This is a genomic window from Vibrio aphrogenes, from assembly GCF_002157735.2.
GTDB lineage: Bacteria > Pseudomonadota > Gammaproteobacteria > Enterobacterales > Vibrionaceae > Vibrio > Vibrio aphrogenes.
Genome location: NZ_AP018690.1, coordinates 163,554 through 182,444, shown reverse-complemented (window position 1 = coordinate 182,444; position 18,891 = coordinate 163,554). Strand labels below are relative to the sequence as shown.

Annotated in this window: 19 protein-coding genes; 8 read left to right on the top strand and 11 right to left on the bottom strand. The window is 43.3% G+C overall.

Features of this window, described 5'->3' with window-relative positions:
• Positions 1 to 22 precede the first annotated feature (22 nt).
• The 3 genes from galE to VCA1004_RS12070 all read right to left on the bottom strand — a co-directional run bounded on the left by galE (position 23) and on the right by VCA1004_RS12070 (position 4,348).
• Complete coding sequence (galE, locus tag VCA1004_RS12080) at positions 23 to 1,039, bottom strand: UDP-glucose 4-epimerase GalE (RefSeq protein ID WP_086980709.1); 1,017 nt, start codon at positions 1,037 to 1,039, stop codon at positions 23 to 25.
• A 382-nt stretch (positions 1,040 to 1,421) separates the two neighbouring features.
• Positions 1,422 to 3,383 carry a 2',3'-cyclic-nucleotide 2'-phosphodiesterase gene (gene cpdB, locus VCA1004_RS12075; RefSeq protein ID WP_086980708.1) on the bottom strand — a complete coding sequence of 654 codons (1,962 nt, stop codon included), beginning with the start codon at positions 3,381 to 3,383 and terminating at the stop codon, positions 1,422 to 1,424.
• Between the two features lie 125 nt (positions 3,384 to 3,508).
• The gene (locus VCA1004_RS12070; RefSeq protein WP_126000537.1) at positions 3,509 to 4,348 is read right to left on the bottom strand and encodes a DUF6279 family lipoprotein; all 840 of its coding nucleotides are present in this window, start codon (positions 4,346 to 4,348) and stop codon (positions 3,509 to 3,511) included.
• 128 nt (positions 4,349 to 4,476) lie between these two features.
• On the opposite strand from VCA1004_RS12070, the gene VCA1004_RS12065 reads away from it, so the two are divergent.
• From VCA1004_RS12065 to VCA1004_RS12050, 4 genes are all read left to right on the top strand, one after another.
• Positions 4,477 to 5,409 carry a M14 family metallopeptidase gene (locus VCA1004_RS12065; protein ID WP_086980706.1) on the top strand — a complete coding sequence of 311 codons (933 nt, stop codon included), beginning with the start codon at positions 4,477 to 4,479 and terminating at the stop codon, positions 5,407 to 5,409.
• Positions 5,410 to 5,454: 45 nt separating this feature from the next.
• The gene (locus tag VCA1004_RS12060; RefSeq protein ID WP_086980705.1) at positions 5,455 to 5,970 is read left to right on the top strand and encodes a DUF2301 domain-containing membrane protein; all 516 of its coding nucleotides are present in this window, start codon (positions 5,455 to 5,457) and stop codon (positions 5,968 to 5,970) included.
• An 81-nt stretch (positions 5,971 to 6,051) separates the two neighbouring features.
• A complete protein-coding gene (locus VCA1004_RS12055; RefSeq protein ID WP_086980704.1) occupies positions 6,052 to 6,498 on the top strand; it encodes a hypothetical protein in 447 nt (148 codons plus the stop codon).
• A gap of 78 nt (positions 6,499 to 6,576) precedes the next feature.
• Positions 6,577 to 7,113, top strand: a complete 537-nt coding sequence (locus VCA1004_RS12050) for a CueP family metal-binding protein (RefSeq protein ID WP_086980703.1) — start codon at positions 6,577 to 6,579, stop codon at positions 7,111 to 7,113.
• 108 nt (positions 7,114 to 7,221) lie between these two features.
• On the opposite strand, the gene VCA1004_RS12045 is transcribed toward VCA1004_RS12050, so the two are convergent.
• Entirely contained in the window at positions 7,222 to 7,725 is a 504-nt protein-coding gene (locus VCA1004_RS12045) for a methylated-DNA--[protein]-cysteine S-methyltransferase (RefSeq protein ID WP_086980702.1), read from the bottom strand.
• Positions 7,726 to 7,888: 163 nt separating this feature from the next.
• Between VCA1004_RS12045 and VCA1004_RS12040 the strand changes: the two genes are divergently transcribed.
• From VCA1004_RS12040 to VCA1004_RS12030, 3 genes are all read left to right on the top strand, one after another.
• On the top strand, positions 7,889 to 8,422 hold the full coding sequence (locus VCA1004_RS12040; protein ID WP_086981361.1) for a YaeQ family protein: 534 nt from the start codon (positions 7,889 to 7,891) through the stop codon (positions 8,420 to 8,422).
• 100 nt (positions 8,423 to 8,522) lie between these two features.
• Positions 8,523 to 8,876 carry a hypothetical protein gene (locus tag VCA1004_RS12035; RefSeq protein WP_086980701.1) on the top strand — a complete coding sequence of 118 codons (354 nt, stop codon included), beginning with the start codon at positions 8,523 to 8,525 and terminating at the stop codon, positions 8,874 to 8,876.
• A gap of 23 nt (positions 8,877 to 8,899) precedes the next feature.
• Positions 8,900 to 9,157, top strand: coding sequence for a glutathione S-transferase N-terminal domain-containing protein (locus VCA1004_RS12030; protein ID WP_086980700.1), 258 nt, complete (start codon positions 8,900 to 8,902; stop codon positions 9,155 to 9,157).
• Between the two features lie 230 nt (positions 9,158 to 9,387).
• Here the strand turns inward: VCA1004_RS12030 and VCA1004_RS12025 are convergent, their stop codons facing one another.
• Positions 9,388 to 10,209 (bottom strand): hypothetical protein, encoded by an 822-nt coding sequence (locus tag VCA1004_RS12025; protein ID WP_086980699.1) that lies wholly within the window; start codon positions 10,207 to 10,209, stop codon positions 9,388 to 9,390.
• A gap of 168 nt (positions 10,210 to 10,377) precedes the next feature.
• Positions 10,378 to 11,286 (bottom strand): DUF808 domain-containing protein, encoded by a 909-nt coding sequence (locus VCA1004_RS12020; protein WP_086980698.1) that lies wholly within the window; start codon positions 11,284 to 11,286, stop codon positions 10,378 to 10,380.
• A 330-nt stretch (positions 11,287 to 11,616) separates the two neighbouring features.
• On the opposite strand from VCA1004_RS12020, the gene nhaC reads away from it, so the two are divergent.
• A complete protein-coding gene (gene nhaC / locus VCA1004_RS12015; protein ID WP_086980697.1) occupies positions 11,617 to 13,056 on the top strand; it encodes a Na+/H+ antiporter NhaC in 1,440 nt (479 codons plus the stop codon).
• A 200-nt stretch (positions 13,057 to 13,256) separates the two neighbouring features.
• On the opposite strand, the gene VCA1004_RS12010 is transcribed toward nhaC, so the two are convergent.
• The 5 genes from VCA1004_RS12010 to VCA1004_RS11990 all read right to left on the bottom strand — a co-directional run bounded on the left by VCA1004_RS12010 (position 13,257) and on the right by VCA1004_RS11990 (position 18,880).
• Positions 13,257 to 13,580 (bottom strand): hypothetical protein, encoded by a 324-nt coding sequence (locus tag VCA1004_RS12010; protein ID WP_086980696.1) that lies wholly within the window; start codon positions 13,578 to 13,580, stop codon positions 13,257 to 13,259.
• A gap of 182 nt (positions 13,581 to 13,762) precedes the next feature.
• Positions 13,763 to 14,608: a patatin-like phospholipase family protein gene (locus tag VCA1004_RS12005; RefSeq protein WP_086980695.1), complete on the bottom strand. Its 846-nt coding sequence runs from the start codon at positions 14,606 to 14,608 to the stop codon at positions 13,763 to 13,765.
• 293 nt (positions 14,609 to 14,901) lie between these two features.
• Complete coding sequence (locus tag VCA1004_RS12000; protein ID WP_086980694.1) at positions 14,902 to 15,765, bottom strand: dimethyl sulfoxide reductase anchor subunit family protein; 864 nt, start codon at positions 15,763 to 15,765, stop codon at positions 14,902 to 14,904.
• Complete coding sequence (locus VCA1004_RS11995; RefSeq protein ID WP_086980693.1) at positions 15,765 to 16,412, bottom strand: DMSO/selenate family reductase complex B subunit; 648 nt, start codon at positions 16,410 to 16,412, stop codon at positions 15,765 to 15,767. The genes VCA1004_RS12000 and VCA1004_RS11995 overlap by 1 nt, the downstream gene beginning before the upstream one ends.
• On the bottom strand, positions 16,409 to 18,880 hold the full coding sequence (locus VCA1004_RS11990) for a DmsA/YnfE/YnfF family dimethyl sulfoxide reductase (RefSeq protein ID WP_086980692.1): 2,472 nt from the start codon (positions 18,878 to 18,880) through the stop codon (positions 16,409 to 16,411). Before VCA1004_RS11990 ends, VCA1004_RS11995 begins: the two co-directional genes overlap by 4 nt.
• Positions 18,881 to 18,891 lie beyond the last annotated feature (11 nt).

Sequence of the window (18,891 nt, the reverse complement as noted above, 5' to 3'; positions counted from 1 at the left end):
ACGGTGCCAATTGCGACCTAGATTAATCTTGATAACCACTTGGGTTGTTTGACTGCCAGCGCCAAGTATCTGCTGTCATTTCATCGATATTCCGTGTCGCTCTCCAACCTAAATCTTGTTCAGCTTTTGCGGTACTTGCCCAACATTGTGCAATATCGCCGGGACGACGCGGCTGGATCTCATAAGCCACTGGGTGCCCACACGCTTGAGAAAAGGCTTCGACCATTTCAAGTACACTGCTGCCCCTACCCGTTCCGAGATTGTAAATGTGTAAACCCGCTTTGTTTGTAAGCGTGTTAAGCGCCGCAAGATGACCATCCGCAAGGTCCATCACGTGGATATAATCTCGCACCCCAGTACCGTCTGGCGTAGGATAATCATCTCCAAATACGGCAAGCTTTTCACGACGCCCTACCGCCACTTGTGCAATAAATGGCATTAAATTGTTTGGCATACCTTGTGGATCTTCACCCATAGTGCCAGAAGGGTGGGCTCCAACTGGATTGAAATAACGTAGTAGCGTAATACTCCAATCCTTCTCTGCTGCAAATACATCACTCAAGCATTCTTCAACCATGTATTTACTGCGACCATACGGGTTGGTAGTGGCCCCAGTTGGGGAACCTTCAGTGATTGGTACCTGTTGTGGGTCACCATAAACGGTGGCAGAAGAGCTAAAAATTAGATTTTTCACCCCAGCTTTACGCATACAGCGCGCAAGCACTAATGACCCATTGACGTTGTTATCATAATACTCCAACGGCTTAGCGACCGATTCTCCTACCGCTTTTAAACCTGCAAAGTGGATCACCGCTTGAATGTCATGCTGTGCGAAAATCGAATCAATGACCGCTTCATCTCGTACGTCACCTTGATAAAAAACCGGTTTTACTTGAGTTAGGTTTTCAATACGATTGAGGACTTGTCGCTTACTGTTGGATAAATTATCCAGCACAATCGGTTGATGACCATTGTTGATCAGTTGCACACAAGTATGGCTACCGATATATCCCAAGCCACCTGTCACTAATACTTTCATTTCAGCTCCCACGTTGTTCGATTCTGCTTAACACTAATAAGAAAACGATTACAACCATTAATAATGCCATTTACGGCCTATATACTAACTATTATCACCACTTACTTTCTGTGATCTAACGCAAAATGTGTAAACGTTTACATTATAGAAAATAAATATTTCAATGCAGCCAAGAAAAACCATCTCAGGGCAAGGAATAAAACACACAAGTAAAAAATAAAGAAAGGGGGAACCAAAGAGTCTGGTACTGCGATTTGAACAAACAGACCGAACCATAAACTAACCTGCAATAAACGAAAGCATGATAAAGCTCGACTCATCGCCAAGCTTTATCATTTTTTGTCAATGCAGGTCTTAATTTATCAGTATTGACCTGTCACCATTATGGTTTTAAATCAATTTGATACACGGCAAAACCGACATCATCTGTGCCCACTTTTTTCATTGGGTATTGGGCTTTATCTTGAATAAATTCGGCCGCCAGTTCGCTAGGCGAGGTTTCAAATTGAACCTGTAAATCAGCTTGTGTGTGAATCGGTGCAAAAGACCAATTATTGTCAGCGCTTGGGGTTACTTGTCCTTTTTCTTTACTGACTCGGCTAATGTAATCGGCCACAATAGTGCGGTTTTCATCAGGCGAATCAAAGGCGACGTGTTTTGCGCCCGTTCCGGCAAACTTACCGCTATAAGCGCGATAGTTATTAGTCGCGACTAAAAATTTTTGTTTTGCTGTCACCGGTTTGCCTTGGTAGGTGAGCCCGACGATACGGTGGGAGTTTTGATTAATTAACTGACAATCTCCGTCATAACGAGCTGGTTGAGTCACGTCGATCTGATAATTAACACCATCAATCACATCAAAATTATACGTTCTAAAGCCATCCCAATTAATCAGCGATTGTGCCTGATTACTATTCAGATCAATTTGATTAAACTGCCCTGCTGAACATTCTAGCCATTCACGAACTTGTTCACCGTTGACCTTCATCGCCACTAAAGTATTAGGGTATAAATATAAATCGGCGGCGTTACGGAAAGTCAGCTTACCCGCTTCAACTTCGGTATAATTGCCAGGGTCATTTTTACGGCCACCCGCTTTAAAAGGCGCAGCAGCAGACAGAACCGGCAACCCATCTAAATCAGGGTCGCCTTGGATAAAGCGTTCCACATAATCTCGCTGTGCCAAATTGACAATTTGTACCGTTGGATCGTCTTGCACTAAAGATAAGAAACTGTACATCACATCATTAGCTTTACCGATCGGCTTATTCACAAAGGAACGAGTCGCTTCATGATCATGAGCAATCACTTTTTTAATCTCTTTATCTTCAGCGGCTAAAGAATGCTGATGATTAGCATCATAAATTGGGCGAGCGACTGATTGACTATCAGTGACAAGCCATTGGCCTTGCTGTTCTTCCAGCACTAAATCAATAACACCAACATGGCTTCCCCAGCGCCCCGGCATCACTGACGGAATACCATTAATGGTTCCTTTCACCAAATTGACGCCCGGTACTTGTGAAAACTCTTTACTTGGGAATACCGCATGCGAGTGACCAAAGGTAATAGCATCAATGCCTTTTACTTGCGTCAGGTAATACACTGAGTTTTCGGCGCCTTGTTGATATTTATCGGTCGAAATACCGGAGTGAGGGATAGCCACAATTACATCCGCCCCTTCTGCGCGCATTTTAGGAATGAAGGTTTCCGCAGTTTGCTTAATGTCATTGACGGTGACTTTACCCGTCAGATTCTTTTTATCCCATATCATGATTTGTGGCGGTACAAAACCAATGTAGCCCACTTTGATCTCATGGGTTTTGCCTTGAGTGTCTTTAAATTGGTATGGTTTAATAATGTATGGATTAAAGTAATTTTTACCCGATTGTGCATCGATGATATTGGCATTGATATAGGGGAATTTGGCATCATTGGTGGCTTCTGCAAGAAAATCTAAGCCATAGTTAAACTCATGGTTACCTAAATTAGCCACATCGTATTTCAATAAATTCATGGCTTTATAAGCTGGATGAACTTCACCAGGAGTCAAACCTTTAGCGGCAACATAATCTCCCATCGGGCTACCTTGAATTAAATCACCATTATCCACTAACACGCTATTTGCCACTTCACTACGCGCTTGCTTCACCACAGTGGCGGCACGTACTAAACCAATTTTTTCAGATGGCTTATCTTTGTAATAATCATAATCCATCACATTGGCATGAATGTCGGTGGTTTCAACAATGCGCAGATTAATCGTATCGGCAAAACTAGGATGAGCAATGCTGATCATGCCAACAAGCACGGACAGAGATAAAGGGTGACGCACAATATTCATTTAGCACTCCAAACTGAGATAAAAAGGTTAATAGTGAGTAAAAATAAATGAGATCTATAAAACACAATGATGGCAATAATATGATCTATGAAGTAAAAATTATGTGACATGAGGCTCAATAAAACTCAGCCTTGAGCGTGTAACTCCTCGAGTATTGTTTTCCAATCACGCAATTTGTTGTGGTAATGCTCAAGTTGTTTGGGAGTCATTAATTGGATCACTTGACTGACCATCTCGAAGGTCAACTGACGATTACGCTGCACTTTTTCTGCAAATTCCGCCGTGTATAAACCTTCAAGATTTTGCAGGCTGGAAATGAAACGAGACTTAAATTCGTTCGATTGATTACGCTGTAAATACAACACTTGCAGCTCGGATTTATTAATTTGTTGCTGCTTAATCCAATCTTGTCGCATCGCTGGCCGTTGCTGGCTCCACTGGCGAATCAAAGCTTGTTGTGATTCAGAAAGATCGCCCATCCATTTTTCCAATGTTTCTTGCATTCGCTCTGTAGACTTCTCTTGGCGCTGTCGTGGTGACAAGGCTTGATCTTCTAATAATTCTTCTTGGTATTTCTCACCAAGGTGCTCAAACAGTTCATCGGCTTGAGCAGGCGCTAAACTCATAAAAAGAGGGTACAATTCAGGAATAACCTGATGCGCAACTTGCTGAGAGAAATGGCGGAAGCTCAAAAATTCCGCCTCAACCTGTGAGGGGCTCACCTTGGCCGGATTAACCAATAACAACCGATCAATGGTGGCAATATAAAGAGGGATTTGTTGCTTACGATGCCAATGACGAACCTTCACCACTGCTTGTTTAAACAAGGTTTGTTGTGCATCATTCAGACTAATATAGCGATCAACATATTGCGCCGCGAACCAATCTAGTCGATTATAGAAAAACTGAGTCGAGCACCCGGTTAATAACAGCACTATGATCATCACTAACCATCGTTTTTGCATCACTTGCCTCAAATCCATTTAACGCATTTACATAGTGTATACGGTTGTGACGAGAAAAATAGAAATGGTGAGCAATTAATATGATGAACTTCACCAGACGCATCAGCACATTAATGTAAGGATATTTCATGACATTCAGCAATGCCTTTCCAATTGGGACACCCGGTCAAGCATGGGGTCATCAAGAAAAACGTCAATGGTTAGAGCAAACACAAGTCAAACGCTCTTACTTCGAACAAGTGGTTCCTAAAATTACCGCACTCGCAACCCAATTTGACGTGTGCCAATATGGAGAGTTGCAGTATGACAATAACCCAGTTGGTGCGAGTCGCTATCCCCTATTTGTGCTAAAAACAAAACATTGGCAAGCGGATAAACCCACCATTTTAATTACTGGCGGCGTACATGGTTATGAAACCAGTGGCGTACATGGTGCTTTACTTTTTGCCCAAACTCACGCCGAGCATTATCAAGCACAGTTTAATTTTTTAATTGCGCCTTGTGTAAGCCCTTGGGGGTATGAAACCATTAACCGTTGGAACCCCGAGGCACTCGATCCCAACCGTAATTTTTGTGCCAATAGCCCAGTACAAGAATCCGCAGCACTAATGAAGATGGTCGTCGATAGTGGGTTATCAATTCTAGCTCATTTCGATTTGCATGAAACCACCGATACCGATGAGCTAGAATTTCGCCCAGCGTTAGCCGCGCGGGATGGGGTTGAATATCAAAAAGGTCTCATTCCGGATGGTTTTTACACCGTGGGTGATACGGAAAAAGACGATGATGCGCTACAAAAAGCGATCATTGATTCGGTTCGCCACGTCACTCATATTGCGCCTGCCGATGATAATAACCAAATTATTGGTTCAGATGTCACACAAGATGGGGTGATTAATTACCCACTAGTACAATTAAACTTATGCGCCGGATTTACTGATTGCCAATATTGCACCACCACCGAAGTCTACCCTGATAGCCCAAGTGTCAGCGATGATGAATGTAATCGTGCTCAAGTGGCGGCAATTATTGGTGCGCTCAATTACATCCAAGCGCAATAAAAAATACGATACGTAACAACATTACTCTCATTAGGAACTTATACGATGGCTGACATTCACCACCAAGAAACACTCGACCGTATTGACTACCTTACGGTCGCGGTCTACCGTTCGTGTTTTTTACTGGCGGCCATCGCCATCGTCTTGATGAGTTTAAATCACTTAGCCTTTGGCATGCCGTTGTTGGTGCTTAGCGCTTTAATCGCCGCTAGTTGTGTACATATCTATGACAAAACCATCCGCTGGTTTATTCAGGCCAGTGGCTTATTGGCTACCTGCTTATTGGTCGCTCAGTTGCTACCAACCATCGCCCTGGGGGCAGCTATTGCCGTATGGTGTGGGTTGTCGATAAAAGAATATTATTGCTTTCGGATTCGCTTAATTAAGATCACACCTTTAATGTTGGTCTTCTATTGGTTGTGTGTGGCATTACCCATTTGGCAACCGCTGTTGTATCTCAGCGCCGGGCTATCCGCATTATTACTTTTCAGCATTGGTGTGGCGAAATTCCGTCAACCTTTCCATTTCGATATTGGGGATAAAAGCAAGTTCCAAATTTAACCCTCAAGTTGCACGAATTACTTGACCTTCCCCTAACAGGAAGCTTTATAATCCTGCCATCTTTTATGCGCAGGTTTTAGGATGCTTCACTTTAAATTTCAACACTCTAGGTTATGGCTTTTTACCTTGACCGCTTGTTTGCTTTCAAGTGTTGTCGCCTATTCGAATACCAGTGTTGCTGCACCTGTGACTTCGCTAAATCAATTTCAAATCAACCAATTTCACCTAAGCCAATCAAAGACAAACCAAACCTCAACGGATGCCAGCCAAGCTCCACCTTGCGCTCAATTTCATGCCGGAACTCAAATTTATGCAGGTGCATCTCTCATAAGCTTCGACTGTGGTGACACTGACCATAACAAGGTGCATTGCGCCTCTTGTCTCTCCATGCCCGCCACCCTACCAACAAGCTTGACCATGGAAGCCGTTAGCTCATCGGCTATCCAACACAGCCACCAGCAAAAGCGTATTGCCGCTATTACCTTAGCCAATTTGTCACGCCCTCCGATCTCATCTCTTTGGTTTTAACTCAGAATTAATCGCAATAACACCAATAGAATTAGACTCATCACAGCCAACGTTAAGCTGTGACATGGAGAACAAACGATGACATTATTTCCAAAATTAACCGCCATTGTGGCGACCACATTAGCCATGACTTTTTCACTATCCACTCAAGCAGCGGAAGCCGATAAGTTCAAAGGGTTAACCGCAGAACAAGCGTTAGAAAAGTCCCACCAATATCACCGTACTGGCACCGCATCAGTGCAAGTTATGCCTGATGTGTTAGTGGCTAAATTTAAAGATGGCAGCCAAATTCAAATCCCTACTCATGACCAACACTTATTGTCTATTGCACCGTATGAATTTCGCACTCACCCTTGTGGTTACCATGTACCCACCGGATGCCAAGGTGAGATGGTTGAAAAAAGTATGATGATTAAGGTGGTCGATTTAGACAGCAAGCAAGTCTTAAAATATGGCACCGTTACCACTCAAAAAGACGGTTTCATTGATTTATGGATGCCAAAAAACCGAGCGAACTTAGAAGTGACTTTTACTTATCAAGGAAAAACCAGCACTGAGATATTGAGTACTGAAGGGGAAGCGAGAACCTGCATTACCAGTATGCAGCTCATATAATGGCTTGAGAGCATTATTGAGATCATTAATAACTAGCTAACGATGTTATTACCACAGCCTTAACATCTACAAAAACTGGATGTTAAGGCTGTTTTTGTCTTTACAGAATCAATCTAAATAGCCTTCTAAGCGCAGCAATTGGCGTTTCATAGCCAAACCGTGGGCAAAGCCCGTTAAACTGCCATCTGCGCCCACCACCCGGTGACAAGGAATAATAATTGGGATCGGATTACGTCCAATCGCCGCTCCGACTGCCCGTACCGCTTTCGGATTATCAATTTGATCGGCAATATCCTTATAGCGGCACGTCGCACCGGAAGGGATTTGCCTTAACGCTTGCCAGACACTTTGTTGAAATACCGTCCCTTGAGGCTCTAATGGCATAGAAAAATTAAAGTCGCAGCGCTTGCCTAAAAAATACGCCTCCAGTTGTTGTTTCACCTCAGCAAAGCGAACAGAGTCCTTTACCCAATCAGGGGCAACCTGAAAGCCGTCCTTTTTCCCTTCTCCCGTCTCAAGGTGTAAGAGGTGCAACCCGTACTCGCTGCCCATGAGCGTGACTTCACAAACCGGTGTTGTAAAGGTGTCAAAATAATAAGTTGGGGTTGCCATCGGTGTCTATCCTCTACCATTGAATACTCACAATGTAGCGCATGCCATCACTGGTCGCCACGCTTGTTTTCATCAGCTTGTTTTCGTCTGCTTAGCGTTTAAGATTGGGCTTAACGCATTATTCACGTACAATGCGCCTTCTTTTGATTACTCTTGGTTTCTCATGGCTTTAAAACCGACTATTTATAAATTTCGTATCGCGCTTACCGACATCAACCGTGATTATTACGATTCTTTCAATTTAACCGTGGCCCAACATCCTTCTGAAAATGAAGAGCGCATGATGGCCAGAATCGTGGCTTTTTGCCTTAACGCTCACCAAGACTTGCAATTTACTAAGGGGCTCTCCAGTATTGAAGAGCCCGATATTTGGCTTAAAACCTTAGATGACCAAATCGAGCTTTGGATTGAAGCCGGCGAGCCTGATCCAGAACGAGTTAAAAAAGCCACTCGCCTCGCCAAGCAAGTCAAAATCTACAGTTTTAACAATAAATCCGATGTGTGGTGGAAACAAAATCAATCCAAGTTGTCTGCATTAAATGTCAACATTGTGCGCCTCGACTATCAAGGTATCCAAGCATTTAGCCAAATGATCGCTCGAACGCTGGATCTTGGGATCATGCTCTCAGGTAACACCGCTTATGTTTCTAGTGATGATAAGCAATGTGAGATTAGCTGGGAAACCTTACAAGAATAACCTCGACATTTACATTACGCGGTTCTCAGCGTAGTGTTTCTGTGAGGTTATTTGTTATGATGCAATTAAGATTGAACTCCATTCAGGTAAAGGAACATAAATGCTTCGCTTGTTAACGCTATGCTCAATACTTCTCATGTCTTTTGTGAGTCAAGCAGCCACCACGGATACGCCCCCTAAAACCTTATCCGATGCAGAAATCACTCGTTATTTTGTCTGCAGTTATTTACATACTGAAGACAGCTATAAAATAGGTGCTTACCTCAGTAACAACTACGAAATGCAGTGGTACACCTATAATGATAAATTTAAAGCCTTGGTCAACAGCCGTTTATCCGACATTTCTCGTGAGCAAGGTGTCTCTAAATTTAAAGCCGAAGATGAGCTTTCTGAAAAATACCAATGTAATGATGCTTATATCGATCTGATTGGATTAAGCAAATTTAAAATTTAAACGCAACGCCAAAGGAGAACACCATGGCAGAACACACGCTTCAAGGACTCGCTTTATACCACTTTGAAAGCTGCCCATATTGCCAGAAAGTACGCAGAGCAATGGCAGAGTTAGGTCTAGCTATTGAACTACGCGATACACGTCAAACCCCCGCTTATCGTGAAGAGCAAATTTCTGGCGGTGGTAAAGGCCAAGTCCCTTGCCTACGCATTGAAAAAGAAGGTCAAGTCACTTGGTTATACGAATCGGATGCCATTATCGATTACATCAAGGCGCTATAAGTTATCACTGGCACTGACTCGATAAACGCAGGCTATCGAAATACAGACAGCTTAAATAAGTGAGACGTATCATTGCGTTTCACTTTTTATTACTCTTCTTTATCTTGCCTTATCGCTTTCTAATTGCATGTGTAGTGGTACAATAACAAGGCTCTATCACTCGCATTACAATCTCCTGTCATACAACAACCGCCTATCACCCCCATTGCTAGGCCGTAATACCCACAATGTCATATCACACCGTTGATGGGAGCAGGCTCTAGTTCTGGATCTATCACAAACCATTCACTTTCTACCTCTGCACCACAATGAATGACTTTCGCCAAATTAAAACTCGGCACTTCCACCAAATATAAAGCTTCGCCGAACTCTTTCATGCCCGAATGACAAAAGTCTTGGATGAAACTAGCTGGTTGCCCACTCTCTAAGGCACTGGCTGGTTGCATATCAGGAAAGGTAAAAACTAAAATTGGGGTTTGTTGATACCAATCGATATTGCAATGAAATTGTGCTGGATATTGTTTATCCCAACGTTGGCAACGCTCAATAAATTTAATGAAAGGGGAATGTAGAGGCGTCGAGACCGTCTGCCACTCGGCCCAGTTTTGAGTGACGCAATCATAGCGCCTTTGAATTTGTGTCGCGAAAATTTGTACTACAACCTGCCCTTGTGCTTGATCAGACGACACCGCCTGACAATAAGGCGCAATCAAGTGCTGCGAGAGGGATAATAAGTACAAACGAGAAATGTCATAATGACTAAATGATAAAGCCAACTCATATTCACCTTGATGAGTATTAAATTGGCAATAAACGGGTAATTGGGCGGCAACATCAATCAATTGACAATGCCTCGCGATTATTTGCATGGATGAGTCTTGAGGCGAGGCAAATGAAACCGCTTGTAAAACAGGCGCAGGTTCTACTTTTGGCGGCGTGGTAGATGAACTTGAACACGCACTGAGTAATAGCACGCCACCTAAGCTCACCCACCCTAGGTAATGCCGCGCCACCCCAACAATACCGCTCAGAGGCGCGATTGACCATTTCATTGCGCACTCCTCAATAGGACATGAATGAAAATAAAAAAGGCGCTTATCCATGATCGTATCGATGAATAACCGCCTTCATTAATAAGCCATCACTGGTCTAATCAAGTATAGTGTTAAATTCAATTATCGTATTCAATTCAAACGTACTGTGACATCGCCAAGTGAGCATCACTTCCCTTTCAGCGTGCCAATCACAGTAAAAACACCGACCAAAAGGCCACCCGCTAATAACCCCAATAAGCCGGTCACCACAACCGGTAATACTGAACTCACGACAGGCAGTGTGCCGGCCATGTGTGTCAGCCCTTCCGTAACATGATGCACCGCAGGAATGGTGTGCTCAATAATGCCGCCTCCAACTAAAAACATCGCAACCGTCCCAACAACCGTTAGCACTTTCATTAATTTAGGCGCTGTCGCAACCAAGACATTGCCCAGTCCATTCATCAGGCCTTTGCCGCCACTTTTACGCTGTAAATAAAAGCCCAGATCATCAAGCTTCACAATTCCGGCAACCAACCCATATACGCCACAGGTCATTAAAAAAGCGATCAAGCTAACCACCACAATCTGAGTCACTTGTGGATGCCCTTGTACTATGCCTAAGGCAATCACAATAATTTCCAAAGACAGAATAAAGTCAGTCCGGATCGCCCCATTAATTTTTTGTTTTTCATAAGCGGCGATATCTTGTGGGGCATCACTTTCGGCTTCTGTTGCCACATCATGATGAGGCGCATGAGGTAAGTATTTTTCTAAGACTTTTTCAGCCCCTTCATAGCATAAATACAAACCGCCAAGTAATAACACAGGCATAATAAGCCAAGGTGCTAAGGCACTGATGATCAATGCAGAAGGCACTAAAATCAACTTGTTACGAAATGAGCCTTTGGCCACGCCCCATACCACCGGAATTTCACGCTCAGCGCGCACCCCTGTTACTTGCTGAGCATTTAGAGCCAAATCATCACCCAACACCCCAACGGTTTTTTTCGCCGCTACTTTTGACATCACTGCCACGTCATCTAAAACCGAAGCAATATCATCTAATAACGTTAATAGACTTAAGCCTGCCATGCACTTACCTTCATTTCTTTTCTTTAATCATTTACTTTAGCACTGAATGATATAAAGAGACTAGCCAAGCCTGAAGCGGTAACATTTTCGCCACAGCGCGCTCTACATCGACACATACACAAAGCCAACAATTCACCCACATTAGCTCATTAATTCGACACCAAATATCATTCTGCATTTTAAATACAGATAAATATCACAATAAGTTCGGTTATCTTAGATGAAAACCAAGATTTCATGTAAAGTAGCCCCCCTTCAATTAACCGAACTATTCATTGCCCCAAACAGGATACAAATATCCTTAGAGCAAACATTAACTAGAGGCTATTGATGAAGCATCAGGCAACACGTTTACCCAGTCTTATACAGGTCTTTATTTCACTAGGACTCTTTTTGTTACTGGCATTTTCATTTACTGCTAAATTCGATCTTCCCATCCAACTGGCATTGTATATTGGCTGGTTCATAGTGATCACTTTAGGCATTCAATTAGGCCATAAATATAAAGCGTTAGAGAAAGCCGCCTTAAAGGGTATTTCAAATGGATTAGGCGCTGTTCTAATCTTATTAGCCGTTGGCGCTCTGGTCGGAACTTGGATTTCCGGCGGGATCGTGCCCACGATTATTTATTACGGATTGAAAGCCATCCATCCCTCCATTTTCCTATTAGCAACCATGATCATCTGTTCTTTGACGGCGCTAGCAACTGGCACCTCATGGGGCGCAGCAGGTACTGCAGGCATTGCGATGATGGGGATTGGTCAAGGTTTAGGGGTTCCTGCGCCAATCACGGCAGGTGCGGTCCTTTCCGGTTGTTATTTCGGTGATAAAATGTCGCCACTGTCTGACTCAGTGATTTTGGCGTCTTCCATGTCTCAAGTTGAAGTCATGGAGCACATCAAAGGTATGCTGCCGATCGCTCTCATCAGTTACATCATCACCGGGATCTTGTTTACTTTATTTGGCTTCCATTACGCAGGTAAAGTCGACATGTCTCAAGTACAAGGTGTGATTGAAGCCATGGAGCAACAATTTACCATTACCCCACTGTCGTTTATCCCTGTGATCATCGTGTTGAGCTTATTAGCCATGAGAATGCCATCATTCCCTGTGATTAGCTTTGGTTCATTATTAGGGGTGGTTTGGGCTGTTTTCGTGCAAGATATCGACTTTTTAACTGCATTTAACACCGCTTGGGCACCTTACAGCATCAGCTCTGGTGTGGAATTTATTGATGCCATTCTTAACCGTGGTGGGATGTCGTCAATGCTGGGCTCTGTGGCTGTGATTGTGTTTGGTTTAGGTTTTGGTGGCCTGTTGGATAAAGTTGGCATCCTAGAAACCGTCGCGAAACTCTTTGAAAAACGCATTCAAAGCGCAGGTTCATTGGCCTCAAGCACCATTGCAACGGCCTTCATGGGGAACATCTTCGGTTCTGCAATGTATGTGTCTTTGATCTTAACGCCAAAAATCTGTGCCAAAAATTATGATCGCTTAGGTTACCAACGTAAGAACCTTTCTCGTAATGCGGAATTTGGTGGCACATTGACATCAGGCATGGTGCCTTGGAGTGATAACGGTATTTACATGGCGAGTATTTTAGGTGTTGCAACGCTTTCATATGCGCCGTTCATGTGGCTGACCTTTATCTGTATCTTTGTCACTATCTTATGTTCTTACATGGGCTGGTTTGTCGACAAATGTGAGCCAATCCATGTTGATGAAGCAGAAGCAGAAGCTGCACCATTACAAACACAAGTGACCCAATAGAAATGATGCGTTGCTAACTTAGCAAAAACATCATAAAAAATGCCGCTTATCTTCCTTCTCCATTGAGATTGAAATAAGCGGCATTTTTGTCGGTCTATTTTAAGCGCAACTTGGTTTTTCACTAGTTGACAATATTAACCATGGTTTCAGTTAACTAACCTCAACAATAACTATTATTAATTTTCACGCTGAGACCATTATTATTGGCGTTTATTGTTTAAAAACACCTTATCTGAAATACGGTTTCCCTGATCATCTTGCACAGTGAACGTATATCTCACACCCGATCCAGCAGCATTGCTAACGGTAAGCTGACCATTTTCATCGGTCATTTTTGTTTTACTACCTGGACCTTGAATTTCTACTGGGTAGTTAGCCAACGGTTGACCATCCTGAGTCACCTTAACCACCGCTTGATCGCTAGCGTGCATCACATCTAGCTTAATTCCTGATGAAGTAGAAGCCATTGCAGCTGAACTTAAGACTAATGAAGTCGCGAGTATGGCTGAATAAAATATTTTCATAATTAGCTCCTTTCTGAAATCAGTTCAGGATTGAACTCATTTACTAAGTTCATAATAGCGTGACCAAGCTCACATTAAAGTAGGGAGATTTGTACGATATCATCTAAATTTTTGAAGGAACTCGCTGGCAATATCAATGACAAGACACCTTTCCTGCCATTGATAATAAACAAATCAAGAGGTTACTTTTTTAAGGTCATCGAGCGATGAGATAAATGCAGCTCACCCGATTTTAATCCCATTTCATAGCCTTCTTCTAACATGTGTTTTTTCATAGTTAGGCGCTTAACGGCAAAGTTTTCTGGCGGCGCAATCACTCGAATCACCGCATCTTCTGGAAAGTGTTTAATAAAATCGAGTGACTTATTATAGTTACGAGCCCTTAATAACATGGAACGCGCGATATGAGGGTGACGAGCAAATAACTTTTTGGTAAGCCAGGTTGTTTTAGGTGATTGCATTTCATAACTTAATGGATGCGATAAAATGACTGTGATATCACGTGCACCACGACGATAAGCTTCAATCACGGGAATGGAATCTGATACCCCACCATCGGTATAACACTCACCAGAAAAACACGGCGTTTGTTTATAGGCGATAGGGAGTGCCGCGGTCGCTTCTAAAGCTTTAACATGGTTTTCAGCGGTAATGCGATAGTAATCCGCTCGTCCTGTCTCTACATTGGTCGCAGCGGCATAAAATGGCACACGTTGAAAGACTTTATCTTTATCAAACGGATATTGACGATTCGATTCATCAATTAACCATTTTACATCGACTAAGTCGCCACCTTTCATAAAGCGCAGCGGATTAAAAAATTGTCGACTCGTGGCTAATTCAGTGATCACGCGAAAACTTCTTTCCGGTTGTTCCGCCAAATAGCCTACTAAGTTGGATGCTCCAGCTGAAACGCCCATCACAAAATCAAACGGATTATAATCATGATGAAGAAAGCTATCTAATACCCCACTGGCAAAAATACCTCTCATTGCCCCACCTTCAACCACTAACGCTTTTTTCACCATGTTTTCCCCCGTATGCAAATAAAAAAGATCAGAAGGTGCAGACTTCTAATCTCATCCATTATTTTACGCTCTTAGCCGTCATCGAAAAGTCAGTTTTATTGATAATTGTTATAGGTAAAAACTATCAAATGGAACCTTTCGCTCACTCTATCACTCTAGAACAACTATTTTGAGGTCCACTATGGTGTACACACTCATCAGATGATCAGGCAATGAGTACAATTGGTATCAGCATAAAAAAAGCCCGAACTTTTCAGCTCGGGCTTGAATGACTTAGATTCAATCAATCAGGATTAAATCAAACCATAAGTGAAGTGCAAACCATAGAACACCGCACGACTGAAGATTTCCGCAGCGATCAGTGCAACAACCGCCAAAATGCTATAAAAACGCACTTTATTATTAGTTTGATGAGCAGAAACCGCCCACAAAACTGCGGCAATCAACATCAATACACATTGCGTCATGATCATGCTTGAGTGAGCTTGTAACTCGGTCACACCTTGATGCACAGACGTCACCACAGTTGAGAAATCAAGTACTTGTGCAATCAACACAATGTAATGAACCGCAATTAATAGGATGCCCACGATAGCAATGATTTTATTGGCTTTAATGGTGCTGCCATTGAACGCATTCAACAACACGTAACCAAACAGTAGCCCCGCCGTGATCACGGTAAAGGTGAAGTTCAGTGGTGTATAAATGGTATCCCATAACGGCACAGTATTGATTAGGTACACCTTAATCATAGCGGCCATAAAGATCACACCAGAAATCGCACCAAGATAACGTAAAGCAGTACGGATGGTTTTGCCAAACCACGCTTTACCTAACGCGGTAAGGACTTCGGCAAGCCAGTACATTCCGGCTAAACCAAAGAATAAAGAACCGGTTAAGATCTCGTTAGATAACCCAGAAGCACCAACACGGTTTAATGAGTTAAATGCACGTAACGGGCTCCCTAAGTGAGAAGTCGACGCACCAAAACCAATCGCCATAAAACCTAATACAAAAAATAGGCTTTTGATTGCAATATCATTGAGTTTGGCTTCATCGTTCACACAAGCTAAACGGGTCGTGATCAATAAATAAGCGCCAACTGCACACTGAGCTAAGACAGTAAAGACCACTAATGGTAATTCAACAAAATGCATTAGATTACCTCCTTCGGATTTTGTAAGAAGCCAGAGGTATCGCCTAATGGCTTAGCATTGGGGTTTAACTTAACGATCAAGTTCGGGCTGGTTAAACGAGAGTCAGGTAATGGCGCACAATCGGCGTTGTTACCGTATTTAGCACGCAACTCGTTAATGTCACCAAATTCAATCGCACGTAATGGGCATGAATCGACACAAATTGGCATCAAGCCTTCAGCAACGCGCTCATGACAACCATCACATTTGGTCATGTGACCTTTTTCTTCGCTGTATTGTGGTGCGCCGTATGGGCAAGCCATGTGGCAATATTTACAACCAATACAAACATCTTCGTTGACCACAACCAAGCCATCTTCATCACGCTTATGCATGGCACCTGATGGACATACTTTGGTACAAGCCGGATTTGAACAATGGTTACACGCAATCGATAAGTAGTAAGAGTACACATCTTGACGATAAACGCCGTTGTTCTCAGACCAATTACCACCAACGTATTCATAGATACGACGGAAATTACGTTTCACGTCCAAATCTTTATTGTCTTTGCACGAAAGCTGGCAAGTTTTGCAGCCTGTACATTTGCTTGAATCAATATAGAAACCGTATTGTTTCTTGACTCCAGTCGATGCTGCTACACTCATGCTTTTACTCCCATGCTTTTCAATAGCTTAATTTCTACAAGGTTAGTGTGTGATGGATTTCCTTTTGCTAAAGGCGTTGGACGAGCCGTCGTCAACACGTTGATAGAACCGTTCATGTCCGTACCATCGCGGTTAGGGGCATACCATGCGCCTTCACCCAATGCCGTGGTATTTGGAATAATGCGTGGTGTCACTTTGGCACACACTTGCAATTGACCAAATTCACTGGTGACTAACACTAAATCGCCGTTCTTGATGCCACGAGATTCTGCATCAATTGGGTTCATCCAAATTTCCTGAGGCGCAGCTGCTTTCAACAACTCTACGTTACCGTAAGTGGAGTGCGCGCGAGCTTTATAGTGGAAACCCGTCATTTGTAGAGGGAATTGTTTACGTTTTGGTGAATCCCAACCATCAAAAGTTGGATGATATTCTGCAATCGGAGTGATGTATTCATCGTCTCCTAGTACCCATTCTTTCGCAATCTCAGCCAATTGTTCTGAGTAAATTTCGATTTTCCCAGACGGCGTGGCTAATGGATTGGCTTTTGGATCTTTACGGAAGTCTTCATACGCCACATGTGGACGCTCAAATTGCTTCTTATAGATACCTTGTTTACGCATCGCATCATAATCCGGTAAATCAGGATCATTATTTTGCTTAACGGTTTGCTCGTACATCCATTGCAGCCACTCTTCTTGCGTGCGGCCTTCTGTGAACTCTTGCTCCAAGCCTAAACGCTTCGCCAGATCCGACATCATGTCGTAAATTGGGCGACACTCGAAACGCGGTTTAATCGCTTGGCTAGCAAAAATGAAGTACGGCATAGAACCTGCGGCACCATCCATACAGAAATCCGATTGCTCAGACGTAGTACAGTCCGGCAGAATAATATCAGCGTATTTAGCAGAAGAGGTCATGTGGTTATCAATCACCACAATCATTTCACACGCTTTTTCATCTTGTAGGATCTGATGCGTACGGTTGATGTCAGAATGCTGATTTATCAAGCAGTTACCCGCATAGTTCCAAATGAACTTGATTGGATTTTGTAGACGCTCAACCCCACGAATGCCGTCGGTTTTGTCGGTCATTTCATGAGCGCGGTAAATCGCATCCGTCCACAAGAACATTGGGATAGACGCTTTCACTGGGTTCTCAACACGAGGGAAACGTTGGAATGGGTAACCGTGGCTACCTTCACGCATGCCCGTACCGCCACCTTGTAGACCTACTTGGCCACGTAAAAGTGATAACATACCAATGGCTTTACACGCTTGCTCACCGCTGGCAGCACGTTGTAAGCCCCAACCTTGAGTAATGTAAACACGGTTTGCATTGCCGATCTCACGACCTAACTTGATAATGTCTTCCGCAGGAATCCCCGTGATCGGTGCCGCCCACTCAGGTGTTTTGGCAGTTTTATCGTTACCATTACCTAAAATATAATCTTTGTAGCTCGCATTTTTAGGTGCTGAAGCCGGCAAAGTGCTGGCGTCATAACCGACACAATAAGTATTTAAGAAGTCTTCGTCTGCTTTGCCTTCGGTAATGATCACATGCGCCAGAGCAGCACATAATGCGGCATCAGTACCGTGACGCAATGGAATCCATTGATCTTCACGACCGCCTGCAGTATCAGTATAACGAGGGTCAATGATGATGGTGCGAGTGTTACTTTTTTGCTGCGCTTCAACCAAGTTATGCACTTGACCACCGCCAGACATACGAGTTTCTGCTGGGTTATTACCAAAGAACACCGCTAAGTCAGCATTTTGGATGTCATCAATGCTGTTATTATCCATCCAGCCGCCGTAGAAGAAATCGCCCATACGCGCGATCGCTGCGGTTGAATAGTCACCATAATGGTTTAAGTAGCCACCATTGAGATTCATTAAACGCGCGATCAGCGTCGCACCTGGATCCCAACTTTTCGTCACGGTGCCACCTAATGTGCCTGTACCGTAGTTCAGGTAAATAGCATCGTTACCGTAATTTTTGATCGTATCATTCAGACTGTTTGCAATGGTATCTAGCGCTTCATCCCAGCTAATACGTTTGAATTTACCTTCACCACGTTTACCTACACGTTTTAGTGGGTATTTCAAACGGTCAGGATTATAAACACGACGACGCATTGAACGGCCACGTAAACAGGCACGTACTTGGTGGTGATCATTGAATTTGTCTAGACCAGTGTTATCGGTTTCAACCCATTTAATTTCTCCATCGACTACATGCATACGCAATGGACAGCGACTACCGCAGTTTACCGTACACGCTGACCAAACGATTCGTTCGTCAGTTTTAGCTGGAGTTTCTTTAGCAACCGCTTTTTTACTAAATGGTAGCGTTAATCCACTCGTGACAGTGGCTAATGCACCTAAAGCTGCACTACCTTTCACAAAGCCACGACGAGTGACTTCAAATGCGTCGTTGTTATTTGTCTGTTTGTTATTAACTGACACGACATTACCTC

Bases quoted from the DNA above. Each gene is read 5' to 3' on its own strand.
- VCA1004_RS12055 (WP_086980704.1), top strand. From the start codon at position 6,052: ATGCTTCACTTTAAATTTCAACACTCTAGGTTATGGCTTTTTACCTTG.
- galE (WP_086980709.1), bottom strand. From the start codon at position 1,039: ATGAAAGTATTAGTGACAGGTGGCTTGGGATATATCGGTAGCCATACT.
- VCA1004_RS12030 (WP_086980700.1), top strand. From the start codon at position 8,900: ATGGCAGAACACACGCTTCAAGGACTCGCTTTATACCACTTTGAAAGC.
- cpdB (WP_086980708.1), bottom strand. From the start codon at position 3,383: ATGAATATTGTGCGTCACCCTTTATCTCTGTCCGTGCTTGTTGGCATG.
- VCA1004_RS12060 (WP_086980705.1), top strand. From the start codon at position 5,455: ATGGCTGACATTCACCACCAAGAAACACTCGACCGTATTGACTACCTT.
- VCA1004_RS12035 (WP_086980701.1), top strand. From the start codon at position 8,523: ATGCTTCGCTTGTTAACGCTATGCTCAATACTTCTCATGTCTTTTGTG.
- VCA1004_RS12070 (WP_126000537.1), bottom strand. From the start codon at position 4,348: ATGCAAAAACGATGGTTAGTGATGATCATAGTGCTGTTATTAACCGGG.
- VCA1004_RS12025 (WP_086980699.1), bottom strand. From the start codon at position 10,209: ATGAAATGGTCAATCGCGCCTCTGAGCGGTATTGTTGGGGTGGCGCGG.
- VCA1004_RS12020 (WP_086980698.1), bottom strand. From the start codon at position 11,286: ATGGCAGGCTTAAGTCTATTAACGTTATTAGATGATATTGCTTCGGTT.
- VCA1004_RS12040 (WP_086981361.1), top strand. From the start codon at position 7,889: ATGGCTTTAAAACCGACTATTTATAAATTTCGTATCGCGCTTACCGAC.
- nhaC (WP_086980697.1), top strand. From the start codon at position 11,617: ATGAAGCATCAGGCAACACGTTTACCCAGTCTTATACAGGTCTTTATT.
- VCA1004_RS12065 (WP_086980706.1), top strand. From the start codon at position 4,477: ATGACATTCAGCAATGCCTTTCCAATTGGGACACCCGGTCAAGCATGG.
- VCA1004_RS11995 (WP_086980693.1), bottom strand. From the start codon at position 16,412: ATGAGTGTAGCAGCATCGACTGGAGTCAAGAAACAATACGGTTTCTAT.
- VCA1004_RS12005 (WP_086980695.1), bottom strand. From the start codon at position 14,608: ATGGTGAAAAAAGCGTTAGTGGTTGAAGGTGGGGCAATGAGAGGTATT.
- VCA1004_RS12010 (WP_086980696.1), bottom strand. From the start codon at position 13,580: ATGAAAATATTTTATTCAGCCATACTCGCGACTTCATTAGTCTTAAGT.
- VCA1004_RS12000 (WP_086980694.1), bottom strand. From the start codon at position 15,765: ATGCATTTTGTTGAATTACCATTAGTGGTCTTTACTGTCTTAGCTCAG.
- VCA1004_RS12050 (WP_086980703.1), top strand. From the start codon at position 6,577: ATGACATTATTTCCAAAATTAACCGCCATTGTGGCGACCACATTAGCC.
- VCA1004_RS12045 (WP_086980702.1), bottom strand. From the start codon at position 7,725: ATGGCAACCCCAACTTATTATTTTGACACCTTTACAACACCGGTTTGT.